We start from the raw sequence: 16,258 nt of genomic DNA on the forward strand, positions 1-16,258 counted from the left end.
CCTGCTCACTTGCTCTGCGGGACCTTCCAGTCGAACCTCGCCTTGAGCGCGGCGCCATGGGCCGGGAGGTCCTCGGCCTCGGCGAGGGTCACCACATGGTGGGCGACCTCGGCCAGCGCGTCACGCGAGTAGTCCACGACATGGATGCCGCGCAGGAAGGACTGCACGGACAGGCCCGAGGAGTGGCAGGCGCAGCCGCCGGTGGGCAGCACGTGGTTGGAGCCGGCGCAGTAGTCGCCGAGCGAGACCGGGGCGTACGGGCCGACGAAGACCGCGCCGGCGTTGCGGACCCGGGCGGCGACGGCGGTGGCGTCGGCGGTCTGGATCTCCAGGTGCTCGGCACCGTAGGCGTCCACGACCTTCAGGCCCTCGTCGATGCCGTCGACGAGGACGGTCGCGGACTGCCGCCCGGCCAGCGCCTCGGTGATCCGCTCGATGTGCTTGGTGGCGGCGACCTGCCGCTTGAGGGCCTCGTCGACGGCGTCCGCGAGCTCGGCGGAGTCGGTGACCAGGACGGCGGCGGCGAGGGTGTCGTGCTCGGCCTGGCTGATCAGGTCGGCGGCGACGTGCTCGGGGTCGGCGGTGGCGTCCGCGAGGACCGCGATCTCGGTCGGGCCGGCCTCGGCGTCGATGCCGATCCGGCCCTTGAGCAGGCGCTTGGCGGAGGCGACGTAGATGTTGCCGGGGCCGGTGACGAGGTTGACCGGCAGGCACTCGTCGGTGCCGTAGGCGAACATCGCGATGGCCTGGGCGCCGCCGGCCGCGTAGACCTCGTCGACACCGAGCAGGGCGCAGGCGGCGAGGATGGTCGGGTGCGGCCGGCCGCCGAACTCTTTCTGCGGCGGGGAGGTCACGGCGATGCCCTCGACACCGGCTTCCTGCGCCGGGACCACGTTCATGACCACCGAGGACGGGTAGACCGCGAGACCGCCGGGGACATAGAGGCCCACCCGCTCGACCGGCACCCAGCGTTCGGTGACCGTGCCGCCGGGGACGACCTTGGTGGTGACGTCCGTGCGGCGCTGTTCGCGGTGGACGATCCGGGCGCGCCGGATGGACTCCTCCAGGGCGGCCCGCACGGCCGGGTCGAGCCCGTCGAGCGCGTCCCGCAGGGCCTCGGCGGGCACCCGTACCTGCTCGATCTCCACACCGTCGAACCGCCGCGCGTAGTCGATCAGCGCCGCGGTGCCCCGATGGCGTACGTCCTCGCAGATGGGCCGCACCTTCTCCAGGGCGGCTTCCACGTCGAACTCGGCACGGGGCAGCAGGTCGCGCAGGGCGCCGCCCTCGGGAAGGGCGTCACCGCGCAGATCGATTCGGGAGATCACTCCCCCAGTGTCTCAGACCCGCTCCGGCGCCCGAGCGGCCGTATCACTCAGTGATACACAGCGGAGCACACCCCGGACGCACCGTGACCCGGCCGTTCGAAGTTGACCGGAGTTGGCCCTGACCGCGCGTGTTCAAGCAGTCACGGGGCGGGCAAGGGCCACACGACGGCGTACGGGGAGACCTGCGGGACGCAACACGACCGGTGCACGAATTGCGTCCGAACAGGTTGCGACACACCACGGGAGAGCAAGGGGGACCCACAGTGACCGAACCCGCGGACGGCGACGCGCCGGCCGAGCTACAGCTGACCTCCGCGGAATGGAGCATGTGGCAGGCGTTCCGCAACGGCAGCACCTGCGATCTGCACATCGGCGATCCGGCCAGGGACGATCCGCACGGGCAGCATCTGTGGGGCCCGGAGCGCCGGGTGCGGGCCCGGGTGGTGGCGCTGCTGCTGCTCGACGGGCCGCCCGCGCAGCCCGGCCGGGTCTCCGCGCTCAAGATCACCGGTGCGTACATCACGGACACTCTCGACGTTGCGGGCGGCACGATCAAGCCATTCGTGGAGCTGCGGGACTGCCGCTTCGAGGCCGAGGTGGTGCTCCCCGAGAGCCGGTTCACCACCCTGCGGCTGGTGAACTGCGCGATACCCCGGGTGGAGGCGGCCCGGCTGCACACCGAGGGCGATCTCCATCTGCCGCGCTGCGTGGTGCATTCCGGCATCCGGCTCACCGACGCCCACATAGGCACGGACCTGATGCTCAACCAGACCGTGGTGCACAAGGACCGGCAGGGCCGGTCGATCATGGCGGACGGGATGACCGTCACCCAGGACCTCCAGGCCGAGATGCTGGAGTCCTATGGAGAGCTGTCGCTGCGCGGCGCCACCATCGGGGTGTCACTGAGCCTGCGCGGCAGCCGGCTGAGCAACCCCTTCGGCCGCCGCGCCCTGAACGCCCCGCAGCTGACCGTCGAGCGCACCCTCTATCTGACCGCCGCCGGGCTGCCCAACTCCCCGTTCTCCAGCGGCACCACTCCCCCGTACGGCACCGCCTACACCCCCTCACGCGGCACCCGGGTGCAGCGCTTCGAGTGCGAGGGCGGGATGCGCCTGGACGACGGGCGGTTCGGCGACGCGGTCGACTTCGAGCACGCCCGGTTCATCATGGAGTCCGACCAGGAGCTGTCGCTGCGCCGCATCCAGACGCCCGAGCTGCGGTTCCTCGGCGAGCGGCCGCAGCGCGGCCGGGTGATCCTCTCCGGCGCCCGGGTGGTCAATCTCGTCGACAAGTCGGCGAGCTGGCCGGGGCTGGGCGGCCTGTGGATGGCCGGCTTCGCCTACGAGACGCTGATCCCGCGCGGCCACTTCCCGCTCTCGCTGCGGCTCCAGTGGGTGGCCGCGGCGACCCCCGAGTACGCCCCCGAGCCGTACGAGATGCTCGCCGCCTCGCTGCGCACCACTGGTGAGGACGCCGACGCCCGCGAGGTGCTGCTGGCCAAGCAGCGCCGCCGCCGCGAGACGCTGCCGCTGGCCGCGAAGACCTGGGGCTTCCTCCAGGACTGGACGGTGGCCTACGGCTACCGGCCGGGGCGGGCCGCGGTGTGGATGGCCATCCTGTGGGCGATCGGCACGATCTACTTCTCGACCTCCCCACCGCCACCCCTCAAAACAGGCGAGGCGCCCCCCTGGAACCCCTACCTCTACTCCCTCGACCTGCTGCTACCGGTAATAGACCTCAACCAGAGCGCCGCCTGGAAACCGGGCGGCGGCGCACAGTGGGCGGCCGCGGTACTCATCCTGGCGGGCTGGGTACTGGCCACGACGGTCGCCGCCGGTGCGTCCCGCCTGCTGCGACGGCAATAGCCAGATCACCGCGACCGCCAAGGCACACCCGACCACCAACATGCACCCCCACCGGCCTCACCACCACCCACCCGCGGGAGGGGACGGGCCGGAGGGGCAGGGGTGTGGGACGTAAAGCGAAGCAGTCCCACACCCCTGCCCCGGAGGTCCGTCACCGCACCCCGACAGCCCCGCGCAGCGGACCCCGGCCCGCCGCAGGCGCAACGGCGAACAACCACCACGACGGGATTCCCGACCACGTGGGAACACAGCCAAGCGCAGCGTCTAGGCTTACGGGCTGTGACCTCCCTGCGCCTACCGCTCTTCCCGCTGAACTCGGTGCTGTTCCCGGGACTCGTGCTCCCGCTGAACGTCTTCGAGGCGCGGTACCGGGCCATGATGCGCGATCTGAGCGCCGTAGCCGAGGACGACCGCCGCTTCGCGGTGATCGCGATCCGGGACGGCCGGGAGGTCGCCGCTACCGCGCAGGGCATGCCGGACAACACCGTGCCCGCCTCGGACGGTCCCGCGGCGGGCTTCGGCGACGACCCGGTGCAGGCGTTCCACACCGTGGGCTGTATCGCCGACGCGGCGACCATCCGGGAGAAGTCGTCCGACGACGACACGGGCTACGAGATCCTCGCGACCGGCACCACCCGCTTCCGGCTGCTGTCGGTGGATGCCTCGGGGCCGTATCTGACCGGGGAGCTGGAGGTCCTGGAGGACGACGAGGGCGAGGGCGCCGGCGCGCTGGCCTCCGGTGTCGTACGGGCGTTCCGGACCTATCAAAAGCGGCTGGCCTGGGCGAACGAGCGGACCCTGTCGAGTGGGCAGGATCTGCCGGCCGACCCGTCCGTCCTGTCGTATCTCGTCGCCGCGGCGGCCGTGCTGGACGTGCCCGCCAAGCAGCGGCTGCTGGAGGCGCCGGACACCGCGGCCCGGCTGGCGCAGGAGCTGAAACTCCTTCGCCAGGAGTCGGCGGTGCTCGGTAAGCTCCCGTCGCTGCCGGCGGTGGACCTGACCCGGCAGCCGACCAGCCCCAATTGAACGAGCGGCCCCAGCTGCCGGGCCCTGACGCGAGGCACGAAGACGTTGGCGAAGAAGTCCAAGAAGTCCGTCGGCACCCCGGCGACCGTCGCCCTCACCGCGGCCGGCGTCCCGTTCACCACCCACTCCTACGAGCACGATCCGGCCGCCCCGTCGTACGGCGAGGAGGCCGCCGAGGCGCTCGGGGTCGCGCCGGACCAGGTGTTCAAGACCCTGCTGGCGGAGGTCGACGGCACCCTGACGGTGGCCGTGGTCCCGGTGTCGGGGTCGCTGGACCTCAAGGCGCTGGCGGCCGCGGTGGGCGGCAAACGGGCCACGATGGCCGACCCGGCGGCGGCCGAGCGCAGCACCGGCTACGTCCGCGGCGGCATCTCGCCGCTGGGGCAGCGTAAGCGGCTGCGCACGGTCGTGGACGCCTCGGCCGAGGGCCGGCCGACGGTCTGTGTCTCGGCCGGGCGGCGCGGGCTGGAGGTCGAGCTGGCGCCCGGCGATCTGGTGGCGCTCACGGGGGCGCACCTCGCGCCGATCGCCCGCGGCTGAACGCGCCGCGGGGCGGCCGGTGGACCGGCCGCCCCGTGCGGTGTGTGCTGCTCAGCCCTCGGCGGGCGGCCGCTGGTCGTGATGCTTCCGGAGCCGGTCCGGGACCTCCTGCTGCGGTGTCTCCGGAGCCTGCGGCGCCTGCTGGGCCTGCTGGGCCTGCTGCCCCTCCGGGCCCGGCTCCCCGTGCTGCCCCTGGAGCCAGTACGGCACCTCCGGCACCGGGTCGGGCGGTCCGAACAGCGCGGACAGCACCACCTGGGTGAGCATCGCCCCCATCGGCCAGGCCAGCAGGGCGCCCTTGGCCTGCAACCGCAGCGGGCCGTCGAAGACCACACCGGGACCGACCTGCTTGGCGTGGGCCACCACGTCCGGCGTCGGGCCCAGCCACATCCCCGTCATCCAGCCCAGCGTCGCGCCGAGCAGCCCGCCCACGACCAGCGCCACGACCAGCGGAATCCCGCCGCGCCGACGGAAGAGGAAGACCACGGCGGTGGTGACCACGCCGAAGGCGAAGGCCAGCAGGAGGAAGGTGCCGTCCGCGCCGATCGACTCCTCGCCCTCGGTGTTCTTGAGGTAGACGTTGCGGGTGTCCGCGACCAGCGGGACATGCGGCGCGAGCCAGTTCCACAGCAGGCCGAGCAGCGCACCGGTCACCGCGACCAGGAGCGCGATCAGCGCACCCTCGCGCAGCTCACGGGCCAGCTCCGGGCCGCCCAAACCACCGTGATCGGCGGCGGGCGCGGCCTCGGGGTGCCGGGGCTCTTCGGGCGGTTGGTTGTCGCGGGGCGTCAGCGGTGCGGTCACACCGTCATCGTGCCAGGTGGGGCTGGTGGGACCGGCAGCAGGACGCCCGTTCGGCGAGGTGGCCCCGCTCACCGGGTCGCCGCCCGCCGGTAGGCCCAGGTGGCGACGGCCAGGGACAGCACCCCGACGGCCGCGCAGACGCCCAGGTCGGCGCCGACCGCGACCCAGTCCGGGTGCGGGTCGAAGCTGCGCGCCAGCGCCTCCACGCCATAGGTCGAGGGCAGCAGATCACGGGCCCAGCCGATCACTGCGGGCATCCGCTCGGCCGGCAGGACGCCCAGCAGCAGCGCCGCCGACATCCCCAACTGGCCGCAGAGCGTGGCGAGTTCCTGGCGCGGGGCGAGCAGTCCGAGGGCCGCGCCGAGACCGGCCAGCGCCGCCCCGGCGAGCGGGAGCACCGCGGCCAGCACCCACAGATGGGACATCGGCAGCTGGAAGAGCACACAGCCGGTGACCGCGGTGACCACCGTCCCCGGCACGGTGAACGAGGCGTAGGCGGCGGCGGCGCCGAGCACCACGGCGGCCGGCGGCACCGGCAGCGTGGCGTAGTGGTCGAGCCCGCCGCCGGCCCGCAGCTGGCCGAAGTACTGGGCGAGGAGGTTGAGCGCCACGAAGGCGACGACCAGCACGCTGGAGCCGGACACCACTGCCCGCGCCGGTTCGCCGCCGTCGACCACCCCGCGCAGCAGGACCATGATCCCGATGGACTGGAAGGTGGCGACGAACAGCAGCGGGATCCGTGCGACCCGGGCCCGGGAGAGCTGGGCCCGGTAGACGGCGACCAGCGCGGGCACCAGACGGGCGGGCGGCGCCAGCGGGGCGGCCTCCTCGTCTCGTACCCCGGTGGCCCGGGCCGCCCCGGCCACCGCCTGCACGGGAACCACACTCACGCTGTCACCACTTCCTCGCTGTCCCCCTGGCCGTGCATACGTCCGCCGGACCGGTCCCCGTTCACGCCTTGACCAGCCCCTCGGCCCGGCCGCCGAGGGCCAGGTAGACATCTTCCAGGCTCGGCGTGGCGAGGGTGAAGTCGTCGAGGGCGGCGAAGGCGGGGCCCGCGGTGACGGCGGCGACGGCGGAGCGGGCCTGGTCGGCGGGGAGGCGGAGGGTCCAGCGGCGGCCGGAGGCGTGCGCGGCGGCTTCCAGGGCGGCGACCTCGGGCACGTCCAGCGGCGGGCGGTCGCGCCACACCAGCTCCAGCCGCACCTCGTCGCTCACCATTTCCTTCAGTCCGCCGGGCGTGTCACAGGCGATGACCCGGCCACGGTCGATCACCGCGACCCGGTCGAGCACGCTCTCGGCCTCCAGGACGTTGTGCGTCACCAGCACCACCGTGACGCCGCGCTCGGCCCGCCGCCGGTCCACCGCGGCCCATACGGCGCGCCGCGCGACCGGGTCCATGCCGGTGGTCGGCTCGTCCAGCACCAGCAGCGGCCGCTCGCCGATCAGCGCGGTGGCGAAGCAGGCCAGCCGGCGCTGCCCGCCGGAGAGCTTCTTCAGGGCCCGTCCGGTGAGGTCCGCGAGGCCCAGCTCGTCGATCACCGCGTCCCGCTCGGCGCGCGCCTCGCGGGCCCCGAGGCCGCGCAGCCGGCCGGTGGTCTCCACGGCCAGCGCGACGGTCATCTCGTCCAGGGCGGTGGATTCCTGGCCCAGGTAGGCGAGCAGCCGGGCGGCCCGCTCCGGGTGGCGCACCAGATCGTGGCCCAGGACGGAGATCCCGCCGGAGTCGGGGCGCAGCAGTCCGGTGAGCTGGCGCACGAGGGTGGACTTCCCGGCGCCGTTGGGGCCGAGCAGCCCGAAGATCTCGCCGCGGTGCACATCCAGGGTGATGCCGTCGCTGGCGCGTACGGCGGGCGCCTGTGCCGCCCCGCGGCGCCCGCGCATCGCGGGGTACGTCTTGACCAGGTCCCGCACGGCGCACACCGGCACCCCGCGCTTCACCTGTTTTGCGCCCGTCCTCACGAGCTATGAGGGTACGCGTCCCCGGGCCGCCCTCGGGCCGCGGGGCTCCGGCGGGCGAGCCGGGCCCGGGGCGGCGGGGGCCGTCAGTCCGCGGCCGGTGCGTGCTCGGCGGCCGTCCGCAGATCGACCTCGCGCCAGAAACCGGCCCGGATCGCATAGCGGTCGTGCTCGTCGATCTGGTCGTCCTTGTGGGCGAGCAGTCCGAAGCGGGCGGCGTAGCGCAGCAGTTCACCGTCGATCCGGTGCGGGATGCGCGGGTACTCCGTGGACAGCTGCTGAAGATGCGCGGCGTCGGAGAGCCGGTCGGTCCAGCGGCGGGCGAAGACCTGACCGACCTCGAAGGGGTCGCCGCTGACCGCGGTGATGTCCTCCTCGCGGTCGGCCCAGCGCTGCTCGGCGCTGGTGAGCTGGGCGAGGGTGGGCAGCGCGGCGGTCCCGTCCGGCTCACCTGCGGCGCCGCCGCGCTCGACCCAGCCCTTGTCGGACGACCAGCGCAGGGTGGCGCCCGCCGCCTGCGCCGGCCCGCCCGCGCCGGCCGGCTGCTGGCCCGCGGCGTGCGCCCGGCCGAGGCCGGCCAGGTCCTTGGGGGTGGGCACGACCTTGGAGCCGGCGCCGGACCCGTCGGCGGCGGCCGCCCCGCTTGCACCGGCCGCCGGGCGGGAGACGCCGTTGGCGCCGTTGTGCTCATGGGTGTGCTCGGCGGCTTCCGGGCCGCCCGCGGCGGCCGCCGCGGCCGCGACCGCGGACTCGGGCAGTGGCGCGGAGAGGATCGCGGCGATCTCGGGGCGGGGTACCGGCGGCGGGGCGCAGGGGCCGCCGAGTTCCTTGGCGCGGACCGCGCGGGTGATCCAGGTGCGGTCCAGCACCCGCCGCTCGTCGGCCTCGGCGACCAGGTCCTCGGACTGGTTGTAGTCGCCGTCCGCGGCCTGCACGGCCCACAGATGGACGGCGACGCCGTGCTCCTTCGCGGACATCAGTCCGGGCAGCAGATCTCCGTCGCCGGTGACCAGCACGATGTCGGAGCAGGCGCGGTTACGGGCGAGTTCGGTCAGCTCGGCGTGCATGGCGGCGTCCACGCCCTTCTGCGCCCAGCGGCCGTCGCTGCGGGTCAGGGCACCCAGCCGGACGGTGACCCGGGGCATCACCCGCAGCCTGCGGTGCTCGGGCTGCGGGACGCGGTCGGGGGCGCCGTCGAACCAGTAGATGCGCAGCAGCGAGCGTTCGGTCTCCGCCTCGGCGCGCTGGCGCAGCCCCTGGATGAGGGCGGCGTGGTCGACGGTGATCCTGGAACGGGCGGGCTCTCCGGCGAGCAGACTGGCGGCGGCACCGAGCAAATATCCGGCGTCCACCAGGACGACGCAGCGATCCACGTTCCACCCTCTTCCCTGAGGTGCTGAAAGTCCGGTCGCCCCCCGGCTCGGCCCATGGCTCGAGTGCTCTTCGGCTTTCCTTCGAGTCTGCCCGACCGTACGGGCGTTATCTGCCCGAACTCGATCATCGGCGTGGCGGATTCAGCGGAGGCGTCGTACACGGTGCGTGATCAACCATATAACGCACGGTAATTGCCCGAAATGCAGGCGTCTGTCCGCCATGTCAGTCTGGTTCCGGCCCAGATCCCGGATTCCCCCCTCAGGAGGCAAAGATCATGGCCAAGGACAAGAAGCAGGACCGCAGTCAGCAGAAGGCATCCGCGGCCGAGCGCGGCCAGCAGGAGGCCCAGAAGGCGAGCCTGGAGGCACAGTCCCAGGCGCGGTCGCAGGCGCAGGGCAGCCCGGCGGATGTGGCACGTAAGCACCAGCGGCGCTTCGGTCACAACTGACCTACGCCACAGGGAAGTTGAGGGGCGCGTCCACAACGGGCGCGCCCCTCGGGGTACCGGCGGGAGCCGGCCGCTCAGCCCGCCAGACAGGACGGGCCGAGCAGCACCTTCAGATCACCGAACAGCGACGGGTCGGGCGTGACCCGGTGCCGGTCCAGCCGGAGCACGGTGGTCTTGCGGGCCCCCAGGAGCTTGATCCGCACCTCCGTGGAGCCGCGGTGGCTGCTGAGCACCTCGCCGAGCTTCTCGACCATCGGCGGGGTGACCTTGACCGTCGGAATGGTGATCGTCACCGGGGCGTTGGTGCCGGCCTCCGAGAGGTCGGGGACCATCATCTCCATGGCGACCAGCCGGGGGATGTCCTCCCGCTTGTCGAGGCGGCCCTTGACGAAGACCACGGTGTCCTCGACGAGTTGGGTGGACACCAGCTGGTAGGTGGCCGGGAAGAACATGCAGTCGATGGAGCCGGCCAGGTCCTCGACGGTGGCGATGGCCCAGGCGTTGCCCTGTTTGGTCATCTTGCGCTGGAGGCCGGAGATGATGCCGCCGATGGTGACGATCGAGCCGTCCGAGTAGTCGCCGCCGGTCAGCTGGGCGATGGCGGCGTCCGCCTTGTCGGACAGCACATGCTCCAGGCCGAAGAGCGGATGGTCGGAGACGTAGAGACCGAGCATCTCGCGCTCCTGGGCGAGGAGATAGGTCTTGTCCCACTCGACGTCCGAGAACTCGATGTCCAGCCCGAAGCCCGGCCCCTCGTCGGCGCTGTCGTCGCCCATGCCGCCGAAGAGGTCGAACTGCCCCTCGGCCTCCTTGCGCTTGACCTGGACCACGTTGTCGATCATCGGCTCGTAGTGGGCCGTCAGCCCCTTGCGGGTGTGGCCCATCTCGTCGAAGGCGCCGGCCTTGATCAGTGATTCGGTGGTGCGCTTGTTGCAGACGACCGCGTCGACCTTGTCGAGGTAGTCCGGGAAGGAGGAGTACTTCCCCTTCGCCTTGCGGCAGCGGATGATCGAATCGACGACGTTCTGGCCGACGTTACGGACCGCGGTGAGGCCGAAGAGGATCACATCGTCGCCCTGGGCGGCGAAGTTCGCCTCGGACTCGTTGACGTTGGGCGGCAGCACCTTGATGCCCATGCGCCGGCACTCGTTCAGATAGACCGCCGACTTGTCCTTGTCGTCGCGCACGGAGGTCAGCAGCGCGGACATGTATTCGGCGGGGTAATTGGCCTTGAGGTAGGCGGTCCAGTAGGTGACCAGGCCGTACGCGGAGGAGTGCGCCTTGTTGAAGGCGTAGCCGGCGAACGGGACCAGGACGTCCCACAGCGCCTGGATGGCCTGGTCGGAGAAGCCCTTCTTCTTCGCGCCCTCCTGGAAGAGCACAAAGTTCTTCGCCAGCTCCTCGGGCTTCTTCTTGCCCATGACGCGGCGGAGGATGTCGGCCTCACCGAGGGAGTACCCGGCGATGATCTGGGCGGCCTTCTGCACCTGCTCCTGGTAGACGATCAGGCCGTAGGTGAGGCCCAGGACCTCCTTGAGCGGCTCCTCCAGCTCCTTGTGGATCGGGGTGATCTCCTGGAGGCCGTTCTTGCGCAGCGCGTAGTTGGTGTGCGAGTCCATGCCCATCGGGCCCGGGCGGTACAGGGCCGAGACGGCGGAAATGTCCTCGAAGTTGTCGGGTTTCATCAGCCGCAGCAGCGAGCGCATCGGGCCGCCGTCGAACTGGAAGACGCCGAGCGTGTCACCGCGGCAGAGCATCTCGTAGGTCTTGGGGTCGTCCAGCGGGATGGAGAGCATCTCCAGCTCGACGCCCTTGTTCTTCTTCACCATCTTGACGGCGTCGTCCATGATGGTGAGGTTGCGCAGGCCCAGGAAGTCCATCTTCAGCAGGCCGAGCGACTCGCACTGGGGGTAATCCCACTGCGTGATGGTGACGTTGTCGGTGTGCCGCACCCAGACCGGGGCGTGGTCGACGATGGGTTCGCTGGACATGATCACGCCGGCCGCGTGCACACCCATCTGCCGGACCAGGCCCTCGACGCCCTTGGCGGTGTCGATGACCTTCTTCACGTCCGGTTCGTTCTCGTACATCCCCCGGATCTCGCCCGCCTCGCTGTAGCGCGGGTGCTGGGGGTCGGTGATACCGGAGAGGTCGATGCCCTTGCCGAGGACGTCGGCGGGCATGGCCTTGGTGAGGCGGTCGCCCATGGCGTAGGGGTAACCCAGCACGCGGGCCGAGTCCTTGATGGCGTTCTTGGCCTTGATCTTGCCGTAGGTGCCGATCATGGCGACCTTGTCGGCGCCGTACTTTTCCGTGACATACCGGATGACTTCGACGCGCCTGCGCTCGTCGAAGTCGATGTCGACATCGGGCATGGAGACGCGCTCGGGGTTGAGGAACCGCTCGAAGATCAGTCCGTGCGTGATCGGGTCGAGGTCGGTGATGCCCATCGCGTACGCCACGATCGAGCCGGCCGCGGAGCCACGGCCGGGGCCCACCGCGATGCCGTTGTTCTTGGCCCACATGATGAAGTCGGCGACGACGAGGAAGTAGCCGGGGAACCCCATCTGGATGATGATGTCCATCTCGTACTCGGCCTGCTTCTGCCGGTCCTCGGGGACCCCGTCCGGGAAGCGGCGCTGCATGCCGACCCGGACCTCCTCCTGGAACCAGGTGACCTCGGTGAAGCCCTCCGGGATGTCGAACTTCGGCATCAGGTCGCGCTTCTCGAACATCCCGCTGGTGTCGATCTGCTCGGCCACCAGGAAGGTGTTGGCGCAGCCCTGCTGCCAGGCGTCCGAGGAGTCGATGGCGTACATCTCGTCCGTGGACTTGAGGTAGTAGCCGGTGCCGTCGAAGCGGAAGCGGTCCGGGTCGGAGAGGTTCTTGCCGGTCTGGATGCAGAGCAGGGCGTCGTGCGCGGTGGACTCGTGGGCGTAGGTGTAGTGCGAGTCGTTGGTGACCAGCGGGGGGATGCCGAGCTTCTTGCCGATCTCCAGGAGGCCGTCGCGGACCCGGCGTTCGATCTCGATGCCGTGGTCCATCAGCTCCAGGAAATACCGGTCCTTGCCGAAGATGTCCTGGTATTCGGACGCGGACTTCAGCGCCTCGTCGAACTGGCCGAGCCGCAGCCGGGTCTGGAGCTCACCCGAGGGGCAGCCGGTGGAGGCGATCAGGCCCTCGGACCACTGGGCGATGGTCTCCTTGTCCATCCGCGGCCACTTCGTCAGCCAGCCCTCGGCGTACGCGTCCGAGGACAGCCGGAAGAGGTTGTGCAGACCGGTCTTGTCGGCCGCCCAGATCGTCTTGTGGGTGTAACCACCGGAACCGGAGACGTCATCGCGCTTCTGGTGCGGCTGGCCCCACTGGATCTTGCGCTTGTTGCGCCGCGACTCCGGGGCCACATAGGCCTCGATGCCGATGATCGGCGTCACCCCGGCCTTCTGCGCCGAGTGGAAGAAGTCGTAGGCGCCGTGGAGGTTGCCGTGGTCGGACATGGCGATATGCGTCATGTCCATCTCGTTGCACGCCTTGAACATGTCCGACAGCCGCGCCGCACCGTCCAGCAGTGAGTACTGGGTGTGGACATGCAGGTGCGTGAAGGGGGGCCTGGACGAGGCTGCCACGGCGGAGGACCTCCGGGAAAACGGTCGGCGGGGGCACCTTCCCGGCAGGACCGGGAGGGGCGGATGGTGGTCTCGAAGTCTACGGCTCCCCGGTGACAATCGACGGGCACCGACGAGTAGCCTCGCGCGTTGTCAGTGGCAGATCCTCCCCCGGCCCACCGCCGGGGGATCCGCCACGGATCCCGTACCGTTCCGCACCTCAGGAGGCACCCAGCGATGCCGTCCCAGCACGCCCCGGCGCAGGACGCCGCGCAGCGCGGCGAGGAGATCCTCGCCGTTTTCGACACCGCCTTCGGAGAGCTGCTCGCCGCCGACCCCGCGGCCTTCCGCGTGAAATTCCGGAAGATGGCCGCCTCCGCGTTCGCCTTCTACCGAGGCACGGCCTGCCTGTTCTACCGGGACATGGAGGCGTTCGCCACCCAGGACGGCGGCGGCAAGGACAGCGGCCCGTATCTGGACGAGCGGACCGCCCGGGTGTGGATCCACGGCGATCTGCACGCCGAGAATTTCGGCACGTACATGGACGCCACGGGCCGGCTGATCTTCAACGTCAATGACTTCGACGAGGCCTACGTCGGCCCGTTCACCTGGGACCTGAAGCGGTTCGCCGCCTCGGTCGCGCTGATCGGCTACGCCAAGGCGCTCAGCGACAAGCAGATCACCGACCTCGTGCGCACCTACGCCGCCGCCTACCGGGAGCGCGTCCACGCACTGGCCTCCGGGACGAAGAGCTCCGACAAGGACGAGCTGCCGCCCTTCACGCTGGACACCGCCGAGGGCCCGCTGCTGGACGCGCTGCGCGACGCCCGCTCGCTGACCCGGTTCGGGCTGCTGGACTCGATGACCGAGATCCGCGACTTCGAGCGGCGCTTCGCGGCGGGCGGCGGCAGCGTCGAGCTGGACGCGGCGACCCGCTACAAGGTCCTCGCCGCCTTCGACGGCTATCTGGAGACGCTGCCGGAGTCGAGCCTGGACCGCCCGGACTCCTACCGCGTCAAGGACGTGGTGGGCCGGCGCGGCATCGGCATCGGCTCGGCCGGTCTGCCGTCGTACAACATCCTTCTGGAGGGCAACAGCGACGCCCTGGAGAACGATGTCGTGATCTACATGAAGCAGGCGCAGACCCCGGCCGTCTCCCGGCACATCACCGACCCCACGGTCCGCGGCTACTTCCAGCACGAGGGCCACCGCACAGTGATCTCGCAGCGCGCCCTCCAGGACCACGCCGACCCGTGGCTGGGCTGGACCGAGCTCGACGGCGCGGGCCAGCTGGTCGCCGAGATCTCGCCGTACGCGGTCGACCTGGACTGGTCCGACATCGACGACCCGGACGAGATCGCGGCCGTGGTGGCCGACCTGGGCCGGGCCACCGCGACCATGCACGCCGCCGCGGACGACGAGAGCGGCCACTCCCTGGTCCCGTTCTCCACGGAGCGCGCCATCGACGCGGCCATCGCGGCCGACGAGGAGGGCTTCGCGGCGCTGCTGGTGGACTTCGCGCACTCCTACGGCGCCCGCGCCCGCGCCGACCACCAGATCTTCGTGGACCTCTTCCGCAACGGCCGGATCCCCGGCCTGTAGGGAGCACGGGCCCGAGTCACCCCGTACGCACCGTATCGCCCGGTGCGTACGGCTTCGGGCCCTCTTAAGCACCCCTTATCCCCGGTCATGGCACACTCGGCTGCAATGGACGTTTCGGCACCTCACCTGCGGGCTCTGCGCGCGGCGCTCTTCACGGCGCTGTGCGTCTCGCTGTCCGCGGCGTCCCATGTGCTGCTGTCCCGTATGCCGCTGCCGCTGACCACCGTCGCCGCGATCGCCACCCCCGTATTCCTCCTCGCCTACGCGCTGGCCGGCCGGGAGCGCGGCTACTGGCGCATCGCGGCGCTGCTGGTCCCCCTGGAGCTCACCGCCGATCTGGTCTTCAGCCTCGGTCAGCACGCCTGTTACGGCGCGGCCGGCGGCCCGGTCGCCGGCCCGCTGCGCTCGCTCGGCGTGGATCTGCTGTGCGGCGGCGGCCCGGTCGGCGGACCGCTGACGCGGCTGCCCGAGGACCAGGCCGGGCCGGTCAGCAGCTGGCTCGTCCTGCTGGCGGCGCATCTGCTGGTCGGGCTGCTGGCCGCGGGCTGGCTGCGCCGCGGTGAGGCCGCGCTGGGCCGGCTGCTGGGCGCGGTGGCCGGCTTCGCCTTCCGCCCGCTACTCCTCGCCGTCGCGGTCATCGGCGCCACCGCCGCCCCGCGCCGCCCGGCGCCCGCTCCCGTACGGTCCGGGTCTCCCGCCCGCGCCACCCCCCTGCTCGTGCACTGTGTCGTCCGCCGTGGGCCGCCCTGCGCGCTCGCCGCATAGGCACACCGCACCCACCCCTTCCCACGGATCGCACAGAGCAGGAACAGTCATGAGCAATCGCAACAACCAGGCCAACAAGCAGGCAGCCCGCGAGCGGCTGCGCGCCGAGCGCGAGCGGCAGGCGAAGAAGGACCGGCTCCGCCGGCAGCTGACCGTCGGCGGTGCGATCGTCGGTGTCCTGGCGATAGCCGGCGGCATCGCGGTGGCCGTGGCCGGCTCGGGTGACGACGCGGCGAGCGGCCCGCTGGTCAAGCCCGCCAACACCAGCGGCACCGACGGCACCACGATCGTCGTCGGCAAGAAGGACGCCAAGAACACCCTGGAGCTCTTCGAGGACCCGCGCTGCCCCGGCTGCGCCGCCTTCGAGCAGACCGCCGGCGCCACCATCGAGAAGGACATCCAGGACGGCAAGTACAAGGCCTCGTACCACCTGGGCACGTTCCTCGACAACAACCTCCAGGGCACCGGCTCCAAGAACGCGCTCAGCGCGCTGGGCGCCTCCCTGAACGTCAGCCCCGACGCCTTCCTGAAGTACAAGTACGCGCTGTACTCGAAGGAGTTCCACCCGGACGAGACCGGGCCGGACAAGTTCGCCGACGACAGCTACCTGATCAAGGTCGCCGACACCGTCCCGGCGCTGAAGGGGAACGCCGCCTTCCAGAAGGCCGTCAAGTCCGGTACGTACGACCGCTGGGCGCTGGGGGTGTCCAAGGCCTTCGACTCCGTCAAGGACGTCAAGAGCACCCCGACGATCAAGCTCAACGGCACGGTGCTCGGCACGAAGACCCCGCAGGGCACGTCGGCACCGTCCAGCGTGGCCGCCTTCAACTCCGCGGTGGACAAGGCCCTGAAGAAGTGACGTAGGCGGGGGCCGGTCGTGCCGGCCGGTCCCCGGCTCCCCCGGCCGGCGCGCTCCGTGCGCGCCGGCCGATGCCAAATCTT

13 protein-coding genes are annotated in these 16,258 nt (G+C 71.3%); 7 read left to right on the top strand and 6 right to left on the bottom strand.

The window, feature by feature from the left end:
• Nucleotides 1-5: 5 nt before the first annotated feature.
• Nucleotides 6-1,328: a histidinol dehydrogenase gene (hisD, locus tag AC3EUV_RS16565; RefSeq protein ID WP_432143159.1), complete on the bottom strand. Its 1,323-nt coding sequence runs from the start codon at nucleotides 1,326-1,328 to the stop codon at nucleotides 6-8.
• A 263-nt stretch (nucleotides 1,329-1,591) separates the two neighbouring features.
• Here hisD and AC3EUV_RS16570 point away from each other — a divergent pair, with 263 nt between their 5' ends.
• The 3 genes from AC3EUV_RS16570 to ybaK all read left to right on the top strand — a co-directional run bounded on the left by AC3EUV_RS16570 (nucleotide 1,592) and on the right by ybaK (nucleotide 4,759).
• Nucleotides 1,592-3,193 (top strand): oxidoreductase, encoded by a 1,602-nt coding sequence (locus AC3EUV_RS16570; protein ID WP_435603219.1) that lies wholly within the window; start codon nucleotides 1,592-1,594, stop codon nucleotides 3,191-3,193.
• 279 nt (nucleotides 3,194-3,472) lie between these two features.
• Nucleotides 3,473-4,219 (top strand): LON peptidase substrate-binding domain-containing protein, encoded by a 747-nt coding sequence (locus AC3EUV_RS16575; protein WP_432143157.1) that lies wholly within the window; start codon nucleotides 3,473-3,475, stop codon nucleotides 4,217-4,219.
• A 45-nt stretch (nucleotides 4,220-4,264) separates the two neighbouring features.
• The gene (gene ybaK, locus AC3EUV_RS16580) at nucleotides 4,265-4,759 is read left to right on the top strand and encodes a Cys-tRNA(Pro) deacylase (RefSeq protein WP_432143156.1); all 495 of its coding nucleotides are present in this window, start codon (nucleotides 4,265-4,267) and stop codon (nucleotides 4,757-4,759) included.
• A gap of 51 nt (nucleotides 4,760-4,810) precedes the next feature.
• On the opposite strand, the gene AC3EUV_RS16585 is transcribed toward ybaK, so the two are convergent.
• From AC3EUV_RS16585 to AC3EUV_RS16600, 4 genes are all read right to left on the bottom strand, one after another.
• Entirely contained in the window at nucleotides 4,811-5,563 is a 753-nt protein-coding gene (locus AC3EUV_RS16585; protein ID WP_435603220.1) for an ABC transporter permease, read from the bottom strand.
• 68 nt (nucleotides 5,564-5,631) lie between these two features.
• A complete protein-coding gene (locus tag AC3EUV_RS16590) occupies nucleotides 5,632-6,453 on the bottom strand; it encodes an ABC transporter permease (protein ID WP_432143154.1) in 822 nt (273 codons plus the stop codon).
• Nucleotides 6,454-6,514: 61 nt separating this feature from the next.
• Nucleotides 6,515-7,447, bottom strand: a complete 933-nt coding sequence (locus AC3EUV_RS16595; protein ID WP_432143232.1) for an ABC transporter ATP-binding protein — start codon at nucleotides 7,445-7,447, stop codon at nucleotides 6,515-6,517.
• Nucleotides 7,448-7,608: 161 nt separating this feature from the next.
• Nucleotides 7,609-8,895, bottom strand: a complete 1,287-nt coding sequence (locus AC3EUV_RS16600; protein WP_432143153.1) for an NYN domain-containing protein — start codon at nucleotides 8,893-8,895, stop codon at nucleotides 7,609-7,611.
• A 275-nt stretch (nucleotides 8,896-9,170) separates the two neighbouring features.
• Between AC3EUV_RS16600 and AC3EUV_RS16605 the strand changes: the two genes are divergently transcribed.
• On the top strand, nucleotides 9,171-9,344 hold the full coding sequence (locus AC3EUV_RS16605; protein WP_362601611.1) for a hypothetical protein: 174 nt from the start codon (nucleotides 9,171-9,173) through the stop codon (nucleotides 9,342-9,344).
• 74 nt (nucleotides 9,345-9,418) lie between these two features.
• Here the strand turns inward: AC3EUV_RS16605 and dnaE are convergent, their stop codons facing one another.
• Complete coding sequence (dnaE, locus tag AC3EUV_RS16610) at nucleotides 9,419-12,970, bottom strand: DNA polymerase III subunit alpha (RefSeq protein WP_432143152.1); 3,552 nt, start codon at nucleotides 12,968-12,970, stop codon at nucleotides 9,419-9,421.
• 216 nt (nucleotides 12,971-13,186) lie between these two features.
• Here dnaE and AC3EUV_RS16615 point away from each other — a divergent pair, with 216 nt between their 5' ends.
• The 3 genes from AC3EUV_RS16615 (at nucleotide 13,187) to AC3EUV_RS16625 (ending at nucleotide 16,175) form a co-directional block, all read left to right on the top strand.
• Nucleotides 13,187-14,551, top strand: a complete 1,365-nt coding sequence (locus AC3EUV_RS16615) for a DUF2252 domain-containing protein (RefSeq protein ID WP_432143151.1) — start codon at nucleotides 13,187-13,189, stop codon at nucleotides 14,549-14,551.
• A gap of 105 nt (nucleotides 14,552-14,656) precedes the next feature.
• Nucleotides 14,657-15,316, top strand: coding sequence for a hypothetical protein (locus tag AC3EUV_RS16620; protein ID WP_432143150.1), 660 nt, complete (start codon nucleotides 14,657-14,659; stop codon nucleotides 15,314-15,316).
• Nucleotides 15,317-15,365: 49 nt separating this feature from the next.
• Complete coding sequence (locus AC3EUV_RS16625; RefSeq protein WP_432143149.1) at nucleotides 15,366-16,175, top strand: thioredoxin domain-containing protein; 810 nt, start codon at nucleotides 15,366-15,368, stop codon at nucleotides 16,173-16,175.
• The last annotated feature ends 83 nt before the right edge of the window (nucleotides 16,176-16,258 follow it).

It is taken from the genome of Streptomyces sp. bgisy130 (genome assembly GCF_057708345.1).